14 protein-coding genes and 1 pseudogene are annotated in these 15,862 nt (G+C 63.7%); 8 read left to right on the top strand and 7 right to left on the bottom strand.

The window, feature by feature from the left end; genetic code table 11:
* The first annotated feature begins 217 nt into the window (after positions 1 to 217).
* The gene (locus tag G1E_RS08925) at positions 218 to 598 is read left to right on the top strand and encodes a hypothetical protein (protein WP_009682141.1); all 381 of its coding nucleotides are present in this window, start codon (positions 218 to 220) and stop codon (positions 596 to 598) included.
* Positions 599 to 638: 40 nt separating this feature from the next.
* Here G1E_RS08925 and G1E_RS08920 read toward each other — a convergent pair whose 3' ends face one another.
* Positions 639 to 872: a hypothetical protein gene (locus G1E_RS08920; protein ID WP_009682142.1), complete on the bottom strand. Its 234-nt coding sequence runs from the start codon at positions 870 to 872 to the stop codon at positions 639 to 641.
* 258 nt (positions 873 to 1,130) lie between these two features.
* Here G1E_RS08920 and G1E_RS08915 point away from each other — a divergent pair, with 258 nt between their 5' ends.
* A complete protein-coding gene (locus G1E_RS08915; protein ID WP_033690232.1) occupies positions 1,131 to 2,357 on the top strand; it encodes an MFS transporter in 1,227 nt (408 codons plus the stop codon).
* Between the two features lie 54 nt (positions 2,358 to 2,411).
* Here the strand turns inward: G1E_RS08915 and G1E_RS08910 are convergent, their stop codons facing one another.
* The 3 genes from G1E_RS08910 to G1E_RS08900 form a co-directional block, all read right to left on the bottom strand.
* Entirely contained in the window at positions 2,412 to 3,383 is a 972-nt protein-coding gene (locus G1E_RS08910) for a biotin-dependent carboxyltransferase family protein (protein ID WP_009682144.1), read from the bottom strand.
* Positions 3,380 to 4,267, bottom strand: coding sequence for an allophanate hydrolase subunit 1 (locus tag G1E_RS08905; RefSeq protein WP_009682145.1), 888 nt, complete (start codon positions 4,265 to 4,267; stop codon positions 3,380 to 3,382). Before G1E_RS08905 ends, G1E_RS08910 begins: the two co-directional genes overlap by 4 nt.
* Positions 4,268 to 4,353: 86 nt before the next feature.
* Positions 4,354 to 5,112, bottom strand: a complete 759-nt coding sequence (locus tag G1E_RS08900) for a 5-oxoprolinase subunit PxpA (protein WP_009682146.1) — start codon at positions 5,110 to 5,112, stop codon at positions 4,354 to 4,356.
* A gap of 121 nt (positions 5,113 to 5,233) precedes the next feature.
* Here G1E_RS08900 and G1E_RS08895 point away from each other — a divergent pair, with 121 nt between their 5' ends.
* From G1E_RS08895 to G1E_RS08880, 4 genes are all read left to right on the top strand, one after another.
* Positions 5,234 to 6,151: a LysR family transcriptional regulator gene (locus G1E_RS08895; protein WP_009682147.1), complete on the top strand. Its 918-nt coding sequence runs from the start codon at positions 5,234 to 5,236 to the stop codon at positions 6,149 to 6,151.
* Positions 6,152 to 6,257: 106 nt separating this feature from the next.
* Complete coding sequence (gene treS / locus G1E_RS08890) at positions 6,258 to 8,324, top strand: maltose alpha-D-glucosyltransferase (RefSeq protein WP_009682148.1); 2,067 nt, start codon at positions 6,258 to 6,260, stop codon at positions 8,322 to 8,324.
* 136 nt (positions 8,325 to 8,460) lie between these two features.
* Complete coding sequence (locus tag G1E_RS08885; RefSeq protein ID WP_009682149.1) at positions 8,461 to 9,090, top strand: riboflavin synthase; 630 nt, start codon at positions 8,461 to 8,463, stop codon at positions 9,088 to 9,090.
* Between the two features lie 9 nt (positions 9,091 to 9,099).
* Entirely contained in the window at positions 9,100 to 9,801 is a 702-nt protein-coding gene (locus tag G1E_RS08880) for a YoaK family protein (RefSeq protein WP_033690228.1), read from the top strand.
* Here the strand turns inward: G1E_RS08880 and proP are convergent, their stop codons facing one another.
* The 3 genes and pseudogenes from proP to G1E_RS08865 all read right to left on the bottom strand — a co-directional run bounded on the left by proP (position 9,802) and on the right by G1E_RS08865 (position 13,485).
* Positions 9,802 to 11,304, bottom strand: a complete 1,503-nt coding sequence (gene proP / locus G1E_RS08875) for a glycine betaine/L-proline transporter ProP (RefSeq protein ID WP_009682151.1) — start codon at positions 11,302 to 11,304, stop codon at positions 9,802 to 9,804.
* Positions 11,305 to 11,444: 140 nt separating this feature from the next.
* On the bottom strand, positions 11,445 to 12,419 hold the full coding sequence (gene hemB / locus G1E_RS08870; RefSeq protein ID WP_029887703.1) for a porphobilinogen synthase: 975 nt from the start codon (positions 12,417 to 12,419) through the stop codon (positions 11,445 to 11,447).
* A 174-nt stretch (positions 12,420 to 12,593) separates the two neighbouring features.
* Positions 12,594 to 13,485 (bottom strand): annotated as a pseudogene (locus tag G1E_RS08865) (PA4780 family RIO1-like protein kinase).
* Positions 13,486 to 13,666: 181 nt separating this feature from the next.
* Here G1E_RS08865 and G1E_RS08860 point away from each other — a divergent pair.
* On the top strand, positions 13,667 to 14,347 hold the full coding sequence (locus G1E_RS08860; RefSeq protein WP_047149773.1) for a response regulator transcription factor: 681 nt from the start codon (positions 13,667 to 13,669) through the stop codon (positions 14,345 to 14,347).
* On the top strand, positions 14,325 to 15,716 hold the full coding sequence (locus G1E_RS08855) for a HAMP domain-containing sensor histidine kinase (RefSeq protein ID WP_009682156.1): 1,392 nt from the start codon (positions 14,325 to 14,327) through the stop codon (positions 15,714 to 15,716). Before G1E_RS08860 ends, G1E_RS08855 begins: the two co-directional genes overlap by 23 nt.
* The last annotated feature ends 146 nt before the right edge of the window (positions 15,717 to 15,862 follow it).

Raw genomic sequence — 15,862 nt, 5'->3', positions numbered from 1 at the left:
CCACCGTAGGAGCGAGCGCAGCTCGCGATGCGCCGCGCGGGCGGCGCTCGATCTCACAGGCGCTGAAGATACTGCGGCTACCCTTGCCCGAAACCAGAGAATCTCCCACAGGGGCTGTTGTCGTCGATGCGCCCCCGCGGTGCCGCTCGTCCAGTGACCGGCACTCTCTGGCGGGGAGCGTTTCAACCGTTCAGGTACAACTGCAGGAGTGAACACCATGCCACGCGGCGACAAAGGCAAGTACACCGAAAAACAGAAGCGCAAGGCCGAGCACATCGAGCACGCCTATGAGGATAAAGGCCTGGCCAAAGAGGAAGCCGAAGCGCGCGCCTGGGCCACGGTCAACAAGCAATCCGGCGGCGGTGAAAAGCAAGGCGGTTCAGGGAACAGCACCTCTGCCAGCGAGAAGAAAACCGCCCGCGCCGATTCGGCCAGGCGGGCAGCACACACCCGCCACGGGCACGCGCGCGCATCCAGCAGCTCACTGGAAAGCCAGACAAAGGAAAGCCTGCTGAAGGAAGCCCGCAGCAAAGCCATAAAAGGCCGCTCCAGCATGACCAAGGCCGAACTGATCGCCGCCCTGCGCAACCACGGCTGATCGCTACCCTCCCTCCTTGGTGAGGGCCCACCGTACGTGACTAGACCATGCCGGCGATCTCCGCAGCATCGGCATCCGGGCAGCGGTTGCGACAGTCACACTCGAATTCCGCCTGGGCTCGGGTGGCAAAGTTCAGGCTCAAACGCACCTTGTCTTGCGTATCGTAGAGGTCGTAACCCTCGCCCAATGCAGCGGGAAAGCCAAGCCGCCGAGGCTGAACCTCTTTTTTCAGCGGCACTGCGGGAACCACAACGAAGCGTGTTTGCATGATCATCCCTCTGCGGCCGTGATTTAGTATTAGTACCGCTAGGTGAAAGCATCAAGAAGACTCATGCAATATTTTGGGTCAGCGGTCTGCACGCCGAGGCGTCATTCTCCAGCAACCGCTCTGCGCCCGGCGTTTCATCGATGGCACTGATGTTCACTATCACGCCGTTCGCCTGTCGGCCGCCCACACCCACCCCTATAATCCCCGGCCAATCCCCCCTCCCGCGCCTGCTACAGGCGTCATCCCTCCTTGGAAGTCACCACCATGCCAAGTGCCAGCCAGGCCCCACGGGGCCGTCCTGAACATAATCAACAGAGCGTGACCCAGCAGTGGCTGGCGATCCTCTCGGTCGCCATTGGCGCCTTCGCCCTGGTCACCAGCGAATTTCTGCCGGTGGGCGTTCTCAACGATGTCGCCAGCGACTTGGGTATCAGTGCAGGCTTCGCCGGCCTGATGGTCACCTTGCCCGGCATCATGGCCGCGCTGGCCGCCCCGGCCATTTCCGTGGGCGTTGGCGCGCTGGACCGGCGCTACCTGCTGATCGGCCTGACGCTGATCATGATCATCGCCAACAGCATCGTCGCCTATGCGGGCGACTTCAGCCTGCTACTGGTCGGCCGGGTACTGCTGGGTGTCAGCATCGGCGGATTCTGGGCCACGGCCATCGCCCTCAGCGGGCGCCTGGCCCCTGAGGGCGTTGGCGTGGCCAAGGCCAACTCGATCATCATGGCCGGGGTGACCCTGGCGACGGTGGTGGGCGTGCCGGTAGGCACCTGGCTAAGCGGCCTGCTGGGCTGGCGAATGACCTTCCTGGTGACTGCACTGGTGGGCGTGCCCGTGCTCCTGGCGCAGGTGTTGCTGCTGCCGCGGCTGTTGCCCGAAAAAGCCATTGGTGTGCGCGACCTGCCGGCGCTGTTCATCAACCCGCAAGCGCGCGTTGGCCTGATCGCCGTGCTGTTGATTGGCCTGGCGCATTTTGCCGCCTACACCTATGTAGCGCCGTTCTTCAAACAGAACGCCGGCTTCGACGGCCCGACCATCGGTTCATTGTTGCTGCTGTATGGCGTGGCCGGGTTCATGGGCAATATCTTCGCCGGCTTCGCCGCCAACCGCAGTGTGCGCCATTCGCTGATGCTGGTGGCACTGCTGATCGCCGCCAGCACAGCGCTGTTTCCGTACTTCGCCACCGGCCTGACCGGCGCGGCGATGCTGATTGCGCTGTGGGGGTTCGCCTTCGGCGCGTTCCCGGCCTGCGCCAATATATGGATGTTCGTGGTCGCGCCCAAGGATGTCGAGCGGGGCATGCCGCTGTTCGTGGCCTTGTTCCAGGTGATCATTGCCGTAGGCTCGTTTTTTGGCGGCCAAGTGGTGGACCACATGGGCACCGCAGTGCTCTTGAGCCTGGCCACGGCCCTGGTGGGCTGTGGCTTCGTCACCGTGCTGGTGCTGGGGCGCAACGTCAGTAACGGCTTGGCCGAGCAACCTGCGTAAATGGCCGAGCGGGGTTGGCGGCCCTTGCCCCCGCATCGGCAAGTTGTCCTCCGTTTAGCTGAACAACCGGGCCAGGCACGCCAGCTTCTTCTTGTAAGAGCGGCGTGCCTCCAGTGCCTGCTCCAGGCTGACTTTCAGAAAGCGTGCCTGCTGATTCGGCTGCATCTGCCCGATCAGGTCGAGGTCGGCGCTGATCACCGTGCCAATCATGGCGTAGCCACCGCCCGATACGGCATCCCGGTGCAGAATGATCGGCTCCAGCCCGGCCGGTACCTGGATCGAGCCGATGGGGTAGCAGCTGTCGACGATGTTGGAAGGGTCCGAACCAGCACCGAACGGTTGCTCCCGTGGCTGGAAACTCAAGGCACTGCCGCCTTTGTAGCGGTAACCGATGCGATCCGCCTCGGAGCCTACCGTCCAGGCTTCGGTGAAGAAGCTTTGCGCAGCAGCTTCGGTCAGCCGGTGAAAATACAACCCCGGCACCACCCGCAGCACCACTTCGCCGCCCAGGGCCTGGCGCAGTGCCATCGGCAGGCTTGCGCCGGCGCGGCCGTTGCCGGTGGGCGTGCCGATCGGCAAAAGGTCACCGGCCAACAACTTACGCCCCTGGAAGCCACCCAAGGCCCCTAGCGCGTAGGTCGATCGGCTACCCAGCACCTCGGCCACATCAATCCCCCCCGCCACTGCCAGGTAGGCCCGCGCCCCCGCCGTCGGGAAGCTGAAACGCAGCACCTGCCCGGCGCGCACGGCAAATGCCGTGTCGGGCCGCTGCTCGCGGCCATCGAGCAAGGCGGGCATCTGCGCACCACATACTGCCACCAGCGCATCTGCCTGGAACTCAAGTTCAGGGCCGACCAGCGCACATTCCAGGCCGGCAGCGCCCGGCGGGTTGCCCACCAGGTAATTGGCTGCGCTCAGGGCATACTGGTCGAGCGCGCCAGATGGCGGAATGCCCAGGTGGTAATAGCCTTCGCGGCCCAGGTCCTGCACGGAGGTCGCCAGGCCCGGTTTGAGTACCTTGATCATGCCAGCACCTCCTGCAGCGATTTCGGGTAGCCGACCGGGTCGGCAAGGAATGCGTCCAGGGAAAACACCACCGGGCGAATGCGCAGGTCGAAACGGCCCTCCTCCACCTCAGCCACTGCCTGGTCATACGCGCGGCGGTCGATGGGTTTGAATTGCACGATGTCACCTGGGCGGAAGAACACCATGTGCTCCTTCAGGTAGCTCAAGGTCTGTTGCGGGTCGTAGATCGGTGCCGGGGTGACGCCGAACATCTGGTAACCGCCCGCGCCGCGCACCGAATAGATGCAACCGAAACAACCGCCATGGCCCAGGGTCAGGCGGGGCGTGTCGGTACGCGGCCGCAGGTACTTGGGCACTTGCAATTGCCGCTGGCGCTCGACCATCTGGAACATGAACGGCAGGCCGGCGACGAAGCCGACCATGGAAACGAACCACGGTGCACCGCTGTGCGCGGCAATGAACGCGTCGACATCGGCCAGGCCATTGATGCGGGCCGCGTACTCCAGGTCGGTGCTGGCCGGGTCCTGGTGGCGGTCACGGAAGCGCATCAAGGTTTCGTGGGTCCAAGGGTCGTTGTACAGCACCGGAATTTCGATGATGCGGGTATGCAACGAACGCTCGGCCACCGCCTGCGCTTCGGCACCGCGCACCGCTGCCAGCAGGGCATCGGGGGCGATGCGGTCGGGGTCGAAACGCACCTGGAACGACGCATTGGCCAGGCACACATCCAGCACGCCGTCCAGCGCCAGGCGCTCCACCGCACGGGTGACGGCCATACCTTTGAAGAAGGCTTCCAGCGACATGCTCTCGCTGACCTCGGCAAACAGGTGCTCGTCGGCGCCTAAGCTGTAGCGGATAGGCGTTGTAGCAAGCGATTCGGCCATGACTGTTCCTTTTCTTGAAATCTTTATAGAAAGGCAGGCGAAAACAACATGATCAGGCTCCGGCCTGTGGCTGCCGGATGCCAGCGTCAGCGTGGTGCACGCACCACGATGCCAGCCTGGTCCAGCGCCTTGCGCGTGGCCTCGACCAGGTCGAGGGCGCCCGGCGTGTCACTGTGCAGGCAAATGGAATCGAACTCGATGGCCAGGTCCTGGCCCTCGACGGTGCGCACCACACCTTGCCGACAAGCCCGCAGTACGCGCTCGGCGACCGCCAAAGGCTGGTAGCCCCTCACGTTACGGGTGAACACGATGGAGCCGCTCAGGTCGTACTCGCGGTCGGCATAGAACTCGCGCACCACCGGCTGGCCAAGCTCCTGGGCAATGCGGCAGATCACCGACCCGGGCATGCAGAACAGCAATAACTGCGGTTCGATCAGCCTCAGGTTTTCCACCAGCAAGCGTGCAGCTTGCTCGTCACGGGCCAGGTGCATGTAAAGCGCCCCGTGGGGTTTGATGTGCTGCAGGCTCACGCCCTGGGCCCGGGCGATTTCACGCAGCGCCCCGAGCTGGTAAAGCATGTCGTCGACCAGTTCCTGCGCCGATGCGTTGATGTGCCGGCGGCCGAAACCGACCAGGTCGCGGAAGCCCGGGTGTGCCCCCACCGCAACCCCCAGGGCCTTGGCCCGCTCCACTGTACGGCGCATGGTGCCGGGGTCGCCGGCATGAAAACCGGTGGCGATATTGGCGCTGCTGATGTAACCCATCAGCTCGTTATCCACGCCGTCGCCAATGGTCCACGGGCCAAAGCCCTCGCCCATGTCCGAGTTGAAATCCACTGCTTGCATGACCGTATCTCCCTGGCGCTTGTGGCTGCATGCAAGCCACGTTAGATTCTCCCCTACCCCTTGGGAAGATCTATAAACAGAATGGATGTCTTCGGAAAAACAGATACCCCGGGAGCCTGCCGTGTCACTTACCTTGCGCCAGGTGCGCTACTTTGTCGCCACTGCCGAAATCGGCCAGATCTCCCAGGCCGCCATCCACCTCAATATTTCCCAGTCGGCGGTCACCACGGCAATCAAAGAGCTGGAGGCCATGCTCGGCGTGCTGCTGTTCCAGCGCTCCGCCCAGGGCATGAACCTGACCGAAGCCGGCCGGCACTTCCTCAACCGCGCCTACGTCATCCTGCGCAGCGTCGACGATGCGCTGAACAGCCCGTTGCCGGACATACGCGCCAGCGGCCTGTTGCGCCTGGCAGCCAGCTACACAGTAATCGGCTACTTCCTGCCGCACCACTTGCAGCGCCTGGAGCACTGGCACCCCGACGTGACCCTGGAACTTTACGAACAGGAGCGCAGTGCCATCGAGCAAGGGCTGCTGGAGGGGCGTTTCGACATGGCGGTGGTGCTGACCGCCAACCTGACCCATCCGGCTATCGTTTCAGAAACGCTGTTCAACTCCGAGCGCCGCCTATGGCTGCCCGCGCACCACCCCCTGTGCGAACGCTCGGCGGTGAGCCTGGCCGATGTCGCCACAGAGCCGTTCATTTTGTTGACCGTGGACGAAGCCGAGCAAAGCGCCATGCGCTATTGGCAGCAGGCCGGGCAACGGCCCAGCGTGCGTGTGCGCACCAGTTCGGTGGAGGCGGTGCGCAGCATGGTCGCCAATGGCAGTGGCGTAGCGATTCTGTCAGACCTGGTGCACCGGCCATGGTCGCTGGAGGGCAAGCGCATCGAAACAGTAACCATCAGCGACCCGGTAGCGCCCATGAGCGTGGGGCTGGCCTGGCACCGCGAGCGGGCGTTCAGCCCGGCGATGCAGGCTTTGCGCAATTACTTCCACGGCGCCTTCCTGGCACCGCAGCAGTGGGCTGCACGGCGCTGAGCACGCTGGGCCAGGCATTTCGTGCAGGGCCTGGCTCCCGGCCGAACGATCCGACCGCTCTGCCGTCATAACCTGAGCCGGTGCCGACACGCAAAGAGGACGCGAAATGACCCAGCCCGACCCTGCATACGTGAAATGGCTCGAAGCGCGCGCCATGCTCAAGGCTTCCCAGGAGCGCGCCAGCCTGTACTCAGGCCAGTCGCGCCTGTGGCAACAACCCTACGCCGAGGCACAGCCCCGCCGGGCCACGGAAATCGCCTCCGTCTGGCTGACCGTTTACCCCGATGCCATCATCGCCCCAGAGGGCTGCTCGGTGCTCGGTGCCCTGGCCCATGAAGCCTTGTGGAAGCGCCTGTCGGAAATCGGCATTCAAGGCCTGCACACCGGGCCGATCAAGCTGTCTGGCGGTATTCGCGACCGCGAGCTCACACCCAGCGTAGACGGCAACTTCGACCGCATCAGCTTTGATATCGACCCGCTCTATGGCAGCGAGCCGGAGCTGATCCAGATGAGCCGCATGGCCGCCGCGCACAATGCGGTGACCATCGACGACCTGATCCCTTCGCACACCGGCAAGGGCGCCGACTTCCGCCTGGCGGAAATGGCCTACGGCGCCTACCCGGGCCTGTACCACATGGTGGAGATACGCGAGGAAGACTGGCACTTGCTGCCCGAGGTGCCACCCGGACGTGACTCGGCCAACCTGCTGCCCGCACAGTGCGACGAGCTCAAGGCACGCCATTACATCGTCGGGCAGTTGCAGCGGGTGATTTTCTTCGAGCCGGGGGTCAAGGAAACCGACTGGAGCGCCACCCCACCGGTCACCGGTGTCGACGGCAAGACCCGGCGTTGGGTCTACCTGCACTACTTCAAGGAAGGCCAGCCGTCGCTGAACTGGCTGGACCCCACCTTTGCCGCCCAGCAGATGATCATCGGCGACGCCCTGCATGCCCTGGATTGCCTGGGTGCACGTGGCCTGCGCCTGGATGCCAACGGTTTTCTCGGGGTGGAAACCCGCGCCAGTGGCACCGCCTGGTCGGAAAGCCACCCGCTGTCGCTGGTCGGCAACCAATTGATCGGTGGCATGATCCGCAAGGCCGGCGGTTTCAGTTTCCAGGAGCTGAACCTGACCCTCGATGACATTGCGCAAATGTCGAAGGGCGGTGCCGACCTGTCCTACGACTTCATCACCCGGCCCGCCTACCAACATGCCTTGCTGACCGGCGACACCGAGTTCCTGCGCCTGATGCTCAAGGAAATGCACGCCTTCGGCATCGACCCGGCCTCACTGATCCATGCCCTGCAGAATCACGACGAACTGACCGTGGAGTTGGTGCACTTCTGGACCCTGCATGCCCATGACATGTACCTGTACAAGGGCCAGACATTACCAGGCAACATCCTGCGCGAGCACATCCGCGAAGAAATCTACGAACGCCTGTCGGGCGAGCATGCGCCCTACAACCTGCGCTTCGTCACCAATGGCATCGCCTGCACCACCGCCAGCCTCATCACTGCGGCACTGGGCATCCGCGACCTCGACCAGATAGGCCCGGCGGACATCGAGCAGATCCAGAAACTGCACCTGCTGCTGGTCATGTACAACGCCATGCAGCCAGGTGTGGTGGCGCTGTCGGGCTGGGACATGGTCGGCGCCCTGCCCTTGCCTGGCGAAGCCGTGGCCGAGCGCATGCTCGATGGCGATACCCGCTGGATTCACCGCGGCGGCTACGACCTGGCCGGGCTCGACCCGCAAGCGGATACCTCTGTGCGCGGCATGCCACGGGCGCGGGCGCTGTATGGCAGCCTCGACAGCCAACTGGACAACCCTGACTCGTTCGCCTGCAAGGTGAAAAAACTGCTCGCGGTGCGCCAGGCCTACGGCATTGCCACCAGCCGCCAGGTGCTGGTGCCGGAGGTCAGCAGCCCTGGGTTGCTGGTCATGGTGCATGAGCTACCGGCCGGGCGCGGCATCCAGATCAGTGCGTTGAACTTCAGCCAGGAGGTGATCGCCGAGGAGCTACTGCTCACGGGGTTCACGCCAGGGCCGGTGGTGGACATGATCAACGAAACGGTAGAAGGCGACCTGACCGAGGATGGCCGTTTGCTGGTGAACCTGGACCCGTACGAAGCGCTGTGCCTGCGGATCGTCAACAGCACCGGGCATGTGTGAGCAGGCCAGCGCCCTGTTGCCGCCCTGGGTGTGCCCGGCCGCATGCCTGGGCAGCACCAGGGCGCTGGCACCTTGCTTTTGAGGCCGTACAGGCATAGCGTTCGGGTGTTTTCTTTTCGCGCCCAGGAGCAACACCATGTACACCGGCATCGTCCAGGCCGTCCGCCCACTGCTTGATGTGACCAGCTACCCGGGCCACAACCAGTTCACCATCGACCTCACCCCGGAACTGCTCGATGAGTTGAAGATCGGCGCCAGCGTCAGCGTCGAGGGCACGTGCTTGTCTGTCACCGAGATAGACGGCAGCCACGTCAGGTTCGATGCAATGACCGCCACCCTGGAACGCACGAACCTGCGCAATTTCAAGGCCGGCCAAGGGGTGAACATCGAGCGTTCGGCGAAGATGAACGCCGAAGTCGGCGGCCACCTCATGGCTGGCCACATTGCCACAACCGCAGAAATAGTCGAACTGTCGATCGAGCAGACCGGCGCCTTCATCCGTTTCCGCATGCCGCCGCCATGGGGCAAGTACGTGTTCCCGCGGGGCTTCATCGGGGTCAACGGCTGCAGCCTGACCGTGGCCGACGTGGAAGACAACCTGGTCACCATCAACCTGATCCCGGAAACCCTGCGCCAGACCACGTTCGCCAGCTACGCTGCCGGCGATTTGCTGAACATCGAGGTCGATCACCAGACCATGGTGCTGGTGGATGTGGTCGAGCGCACCATCAAAGGCACCCTGGCCCGCGAAAACCTGTTGCCCTGAGGCCTGCCCGTGCTACCCCATCCCCTTACTACCCGTACGGCGAGGCGCTTGCGCCTGCAAGTGCTGCGTGGCCGTGTCGGCCTTGGCTTGGTGGCCGGGCTGTCGGTGCTGGCAGGCATGACCGACGCCATTGGCCTGCTGGCCCTGGGCGACTTCGTATCGTTCATGAGCGGTAATACCACGCGCCTGGCGGTGGCGATCAGCCAGGCCGACCTGGCCCTGGTGCTGCGCCTGAGCGGCGCTTTGCTGGGCTTTGTCGCGGGTAACACGTTGGGGGTAGTGCTGGCGCGCGGCTTCCGTCGCCGGGCCTGGCCCGTGCTGGTGGTCGTGGCGGCGTTGCTGGCCTGCGCTGCAGCGTGGCCACTGGCGGCCACCTTCCCGGCATTGCTGGCCGCGACCCTGGCCATGGGCATGATCAACGCAGTCGTCGAGCAAGTGAACGGCCTGCCCATCGGCCTGACCTACGTCACCGGTGCACTGTCACGCTTCGGCCGCGGCCTTGGGCGCTGGTTGCTGGGCGAGCGGCGCCACGGCTGGCGGGTGCAACTGGTGCCGTGGGCAGGGATGCTGCTGGGCGCCGCGCTGGGCGCCTGGCTGCAACACCACCTGGGCCTGCAGGCACTGGCCGGCAGTTGCGTGCTGGCGTGCCTGCTGGCCCTGGTGTCGCGGTTCATTCCACGTGCCTGGCAGCGTGGCTACATGCCGCGCTGATCAATCGATGCGCGGGTGCTGCTGGACCAACAACTTGCGCTTGGCCTCGAGCTCGGCGATCTGCTCGTCGATGTCCTCGATCTTCTGCTCGATGTTGTCGTGGTGTTCCTGCAGCAGCTCGCGCGCCTCGTCGATGTCCGATGCCGCCGGTGCGGCACCGCGCAGCGGTTTGTTGGCGGTTTCCTTCATGGTCAGGCCGGTCACCAGGCCCACCGCGGCGATCACCATCAGGTAGTAGGCGGGCATGTACAGGTTGCCGCTGCTTTCCACCAGCCAGGCGGCGATGGTGGGGGTCAGGCCGGCGATCAGCACGGAAATGTTGAAGGCACTGGCCAGTGCGCTGTAGCGGATGTGAGTGGGGAACATCGCCGGCAACGTCGACGCCATGACACCGATGAAGAAGTTCAGCAGCACCGCAATGATCAGCAGCCCCGAGAAGATCAACCCCAGCACACCGCTGTTGATCAGCATGAACGCCGGAATGGCCAGGGCGAACAGCCCGATACTGCCGACCACGATAAACGGGCGACGGCCGAACTTGTCGCTCAGCAGGCCGATGATGGGCTGCACGAACAACATGCCGACCATGATCGCGATGATGATCAGTACGCCATGGTCCTCGCTGTAGTGCAGGTTGTGCGACAGGTAGCTGGGCATGTAGGTCAACAGCATGTAGTAGGTGACGTTGGTGGCGATCACCACGCCAATGCAGGTCACCAGGCTACGCCAGTGCTTGGTCGCCACTTCCTTGAACGACACCTTGGGCCCCGACGCCAGGCCCTCGCGGTCACCCTGCTCCATCTTGTCGACGTGCTGCTGGAACGCGGGGGTTTCCTCCAGGGCGTTACGCAGGTAGAGGCCGATGATGCCCAGCGGCAATGCCAGGAAGAACGGCAGGCGCCAGCCCCACTCAAGGAACCTTTCTTCACCAAGCACCGTGGAAATCAGCACCACTACCCCGGCGCCCAGCACGAAGCCGGCGATCGAGCCGAAGTCCAGCCAGCTGCCAAGGAAGCCGCGCTTGCGGTCAGGCGCATACTCGGCCACGAAGATCGACGCGCCGGTGTACTCGCCGCCCACCGAGAAGCCCTGGGCCATTTTCGCCAGCAACAGCAGTATCGGCGCCCATATGCCGATACTGGCATAGGACGGTATCAAGCCAATGGCAAAGGTGCTGAGGGACATGATGACGATGGTGGCGGCAAGGATTTTCTGCCGGCCGAATTTGTCGCCGAGGGCGCCGAAGAACAGCCCGCCCAGGGGGCGAATGAGGAATGGCACCGAAAAGGTGGCCAACGCCGCGATCATTTGCACACTGGGGTCGGCGTTGGGGAAGAACACCTTGCCCAATGCATAGGCGACGAAGCCATAGACACCGAAGTCGAACCACTCCATGGCGTTACCCAGTGCAGCGGCGGTGATCGCCTTCTTCATCTTGGCATCGTCGACGATCGTGATGTCCTTGAGGCCAATAGGTTTGACGCTTTTCCTGCGAGATTTCATGCCTGTATCCCTGTCGATCAATGCTCTATGGCATCTGATACAACGGGACACAAAATAATTCAGCGCTTAATGAATTTTTGTAGGGAATTGCGCTGGGGGCGGGTAAGCCCGCCCCCAGGCCAGGGGAGCTGCTTTGCTGCTCAAATGCCTTCGCGGGCCAGGTCCATGGCGAAGTAGGTCAGGATCAGGTCGGCACCGGCGCGCTTGATAGCGCCAATGCTTTCGCGCACCACGCGGCCTTCGTCGATGGCACCGGCAAGGCCACCGAACTTGATCATCGCGTACTCACCGCTGACCTGGTACGCCGCCAGCGGCAGGCGCGAGGCCGCACGAATGTCGGCGATCACGTCAAGGTAGGCACCGGCCGGCTTGACCATCAGCACGTCTGCACCTTCCTGCTCGTCAAGCAGCGATTCACGCACGGCCTCGCGGCGGTTCATCGGGTTCATCTGGTAGCTCTTGCGGTCACCTTTGAGCGCAGTGCCGCCTGCTTCGCGGAACGGGCCGTACAGCGACGAGGCGAACTTGGTCGAATAGGCCATGATCGCAGTGTCGTGGAAGCCTGCACCGTCCAGCGCGCTACGAATGGCCTGGACCTGGCCGTCCATCGCCGCCGAAGGTGCGATGAAGTCGGCACCGGCAGCGGCGGCGATCACCGCCTGCTTGCCCAGGTTGACCAAGGTGGCGTCGTTGTCCACGCCGTGGTCATGCAGTACGCCGCAGTGCCCGTGGCTGGTGTATTCGCAGAAACAGGTATCGGACATCACCACCATTTCCGGCACGGTGTCCTTGCAGATACGCGACATGCGCGCCACCAGGCCGTTTTCGTTCCAGGTGTCGCTGCCAACGGCATCCAGGTGGTGAGACACACCGAAGGTCATCACCGATTTGATACCGGCGCGAGCATAGCGCTCGATTTCCTGGGCCAGCCGCTTCTCAGGGATGCGGTTCACGCCGGGCATGCTGCTGATGGGCACGAAGTCGTCGATGCCTTCTTCCACGAAGATCGGCAGGATCAGGTCTTCAAGGCGGAATTCGGTTTCCTGGAATACGGTGCGCAGGGACTCGTTCTGGCGCAGGCGGCGAGGACGAACGGAGGGGAATTGGTTGGACATGACTGCTCCAGGGAATTTGAACGGCGTATACCTTATGCCTGTCAGGGGCCAGTGAAAAGGCCGGATGACGAGATATTGTCCTGCATCAAAGGTAATGGCCGCGCAGGGCACTGGTTGAGCCGGTGTTGCCCGCTTCGGGGGGGAACCTGCGAAGCGGGCTGCACCAGCAGCACATCATTGCAGCCAGGGCGGTGTCGGCTCCTCGGCCTTGGCCGGGCCGTTTTCCGCCGGCACGCGCTGCCCGGCGCCGGGCCTCGTCCAAGCGGGCGGCGTCGATTTCCCGCATTACCCCGCCAACGTCGGCCTCATGCTCGTCGTCCTGGAATACCCCGGTCAACACGGAATCGGGCAGCAACTTGCCAGCCTCGTACAACGCCCACATTTCCTGGGCATAGCGCGTGCTCTTCAGCTCTGGGGCAAAGCGCCCGAAGTAGTGGGCCATGTTGTCCACGTCACGCTGCAGCATGCTGAATGCGTGGTTGTTGGCGGCGGCGTCCACTGCCTGCGGCAGGTCGATGATCACCGGCCCGTCCGGGCCGAGCAGCACATTGAATTCGGACAGGTCGCCATGGACCAGCCCGGCACACAGCATCAGCACGATCTGGCGAATGACGAAGGCATGGAACACCCGCGCCTCCTCGGCCTCCAGGTGCACGTCGTTGAGCCGGGGTGCGGCATCGCCATCGGCGTCGGTCACCAGCTCCATCAGCAACACGCCGTCCTGGAAGTCATAGGGCTTGGGCACCCGGACCCCGGCGCCGGCCAGGCGGAACAGTGCCGCCACTTCGGCGTTCTGCCAGGCGTCCTCGGCCTCTTTGCGGCCGTACTTGCTGCCCTTGGCCATGGCCCGGGCCTGGCGGCTATTGCGCACCTTGCGGCCTTCCTGGTATTCGGCGGCCTGGCGGAAACTGCGCTTGTTGGCTTCTTTATAGACCTTGGCGCAGCGCACCTGGCTACCGCAACGCACCACGTACACGGCGGCTTCCTTGCCACTCATCAACGGCCGCAGTACTTCGTCGACGAGGCCGTCTTCGATCAGGGGTTCGATTCTTTTGGGTGTCTTCATCAGGCTGCGTTCGGGGTCCTGGCTGTGTTGACGGACATCCTCTCACAGCCTGCTGCGACATGCTCGTCTGTCTTCACAATGGGTGAACCCAGGTAGGTTGTGGCAAGATGAATTTTTCTTAAATCGCCGGTTGTCTATTCTTTGGCACAATCGAGTCTCCATTAGATGCCCAGGAACCAGCATGCCTCGCGTACTGACCATCGAAGACGACGCCGTCACCGGCCAGGAAATCGTCGCCGAACTTACCAGCCATGGCCTTGAGGTGGAGTGGGCCGACAATGGTCGTGAAGGCCTGGCCAAGGCCATTGCCGGCGGTTATGACCTGATCACCCTGGACCGCATGCTGCCCGAGGTCGATGGCCTGACCATCGTCACGACCCTGCGCAACCTCAAGATCGCCACGCCGATCCTGATGATCAGCGCCCTCTCCGACGTCGATGAGCGGGTGCGCGGCCTGCGCGCCGGCGGTGACGACTACCTGACCAAGCCGTTCGCCTCCGACGAAATGGCCGCCCGGGTCGAAGTGCTGCTGCGCCGCAACAGCGTGCCGATGACCCAGACCCGCTTGCAGGTCGCCGACCTGCAACTGGACCTGATCAGCCACGAAGCGCGCCGCGGCGACAACACCCTCAACCTGCTGCCCACCGAGTACAAACTGCTGGAGTACCTGATGCGCCACAGCGGCCAGGTCATTACGCGGATGATGATTTTCGAGGAAGTGTGGGGCTACCACTTCGACCCGGGCACCAACCTGATCGACGTGCATATCGGCCGCCTGCGCAAGAAAATCGACTCACCCGGCCAGTCGCCGCTGATCCGTACGGTGCGGGGCTCCGGCTATGCCATTGCTGAACCCGTCTAAAGGCTGGAGTTCGTCCACCAGCCGGCTGCTGGCACTGTACAGTTTTCTGTTCGTAGCCTGGAGCAGCATCCTCATGGGGGTGCTGTACTTCGAGGTTTCGAGCTACCTGAACAAGCTCACCCGCCATTCCATGCTGCAGCGCCAGCACCTGTTCGCGCACATGAGCGGCAAGCAGCTGGACGACGCCCTGATTGCCAGCCAGGCTTTCGAGGAACGCAGCTTCGATGCCTATGGCCTGTTCGATGCACAACTCAACCCGCTGGGCGGCAGTGTTCGTGCCCTGCCCCCTGGGCTGCGGCTGGACGGCAAGATCCATGAGCTGAAGCGTTGCCTGGACGCCGATGATCCGCGCATGCCCCGCGACAGCTGCGATGCCGTGGCCATCAAGGTGCAGGATGGGCGCTGGCTGGTGCTGTTCCGCGATAACGGCTCATTGTTCGTCGTCACACGGATCATTCTCGATGCCTTGCTCTGGGGTATTTCATTCACCCTGATCCCCGGGTTCGCCGGCTGGTACCTGCTGCGCCGCCGCCCCCTGAAACGCATCCGGGCCATTCAGGCCCAGGCCGAGCTGATCGTCGCCGGCGACCTCACGCACCGCCTGCCGCTGTCGGCCCGGCGCGACGAACTGGACATGCTGGCCGCCATCGTCAATGCCATGCTTGACCGCATCGAGCGGCTGATGCACGAGGTCAAGGGCGTGTGCGACAACATTGCCCACGACCTGCGCACCCCACTGACCCGCCTGCGCGCCCAGCTGTACCGCATACGCCAGCAAAGCGACAACGATTCCGCGCAAGCCGAGGCACTGGACCAGGCCATCGGCGAAACCGACACCCTCATGGCGCGTTTTCGTGGGTTGCTGCGCATCAGCGAACTGGAAGACCGCCAACGCCGGGCCGGCTTCGTGCAGCTTGACCCGCATGATTTGCTGGTAGAGCTGCACGACTTCTACCTGCCGTTGGCCGAAGATGGCGGCATTCACCTGGAGCTGCACCAACCTGGGCACTTGCCGGCACTGCACGGCGACCGCGAGCTGTTGTTCGAGGCGCTGGCCAACCTGGTAGGTAACGCGATCAAGTTCACCCCGGAAGGTGGGCAGGTGCGCGTGGCCGCCACCCTGGACGACGCTGGCGTGCACGTGGCCATCGAAGACAGCGGGCCGGGTATTCCGGAAGAAGAACGCACGGCCGTACTGAAGCGGTTCTACCGCAGTGATGAAGGCCACCGCCACGCCGGGTTCGGCCTGGGGCTGTCGATCGTTGCGGCGATCGTCGACCTGCATGGGTTCGGCCTGGAAATTGGCGAGAGCCCTTTGGGTGGGGCCAAGCTGGTACTGCATTGCCCATTGGCCGGGCTGGCCAAATAACCATCGGGGCTGCTTTGCAGCCCATCGCGACACAAGGCCGCGCTGTAAGAGCAACTGTCTTTCTCAAAAATTTGAAAAGCCTGCGCGATTCACCTGTGGGAGCGGGCAGCCCGCGAAGCAGGCGACGCGGAGTCTGGCACCGGCTG

It is taken from the genome of Pseudomonas sp. TJI-51 (genome assembly GCF_000190455.2).
Classification (GTDB): Bacteria; Pseudomonadota; Gammaproteobacteria; order Pseudomonadales; family Pseudomonadaceae; genus Aquipseudomonas; species Aquipseudomonas juntendi.
The sequence above is the reverse complement of the archived record's forward strand: the minus strand, read 5'-3'. Positions and strand labels throughout refer to the sequence as shown.

Excerpts from the sequence above, each read along its gene's own strand:
- G1E_RS08860 (WP_047149773.1), top strand. The coding sequence starts at position 13,667 with ATGCCTCGCGTACTGACCATCGAAGACGACGCCGTCACCGGCCAGGAA.
- treS (WP_009682148.1), top strand. The coding sequence starts at position 6,258 with ATGACCCAGCCCGACCCTGCATACGTGAAATGGCTCGAAGCGCGCGCC.
- G1E_RS08885 (WP_009682149.1), top strand. The coding sequence starts at position 8,461 with ATGTACACCGGCATCGTCCAGGCCGTCCGCCCACTGCTTGATGTGACC.
- G1E_RS08910 (WP_009682144.1), bottom strand. The coding sequence starts at position 3,383 with ATGATCAAGGTACTCAAACCGGGCCTGGCGACCTCCGTGCAGGACCTG.
- G1E_RS08900 (WP_009682146.1), bottom strand. The coding sequence starts at position 5,112 with ATGCAAGCAGTGGATTTCAACTCGGACATGGGCGAGGGCTTTGGCCCG.
- G1E_RS08925 (WP_009682141.1), top strand. The coding sequence starts at position 218 with ATGCCACGCGGCGACAAAGGCAAGTACACCGAAAAACAGAAGCGCAAG.
- G1E_RS08905 (WP_009682145.1), bottom strand. The coding sequence starts at position 4,267 with ATGGCCGAATCGCTTGCTACAACGCCTATCCGCTACAGCTTAGGCGCC.
- G1E_RS08915 (WP_033690232.1), top strand. The coding sequence starts at position 1,131 with ATGCCAAGTGCCAGCCAGGCCCCACGGGGCCGTCCTGAACATAATCAA.
- hemB (WP_029887703.1), bottom strand. The coding sequence starts at position 12,419 with ATGTCCAACCAATTCCCCTCCGTTCGTCCTCGCCGCCTGCGCCAGAAC.
- G1E_RS08855 (WP_009682156.1), top strand. The coding sequence starts at position 14,325 with ATGCCATTGCTGAACCCGTCTAAAGGCTGGAGTTCGTCCACCAGCCGG.
- proP (WP_009682151.1), bottom strand. The coding sequence starts at position 11,304 with ATGAAATCTCGCAGGAAAAGCGTCAAACCTATTGGCCTCAAGGACATC.
- G1E_RS08920 (WP_009682142.1), bottom strand. The coding sequence starts at position 872 with ATGATCATGCAAACACGCTTCGTTGTGGTTCCCGCAGTGCCGCTGAAA.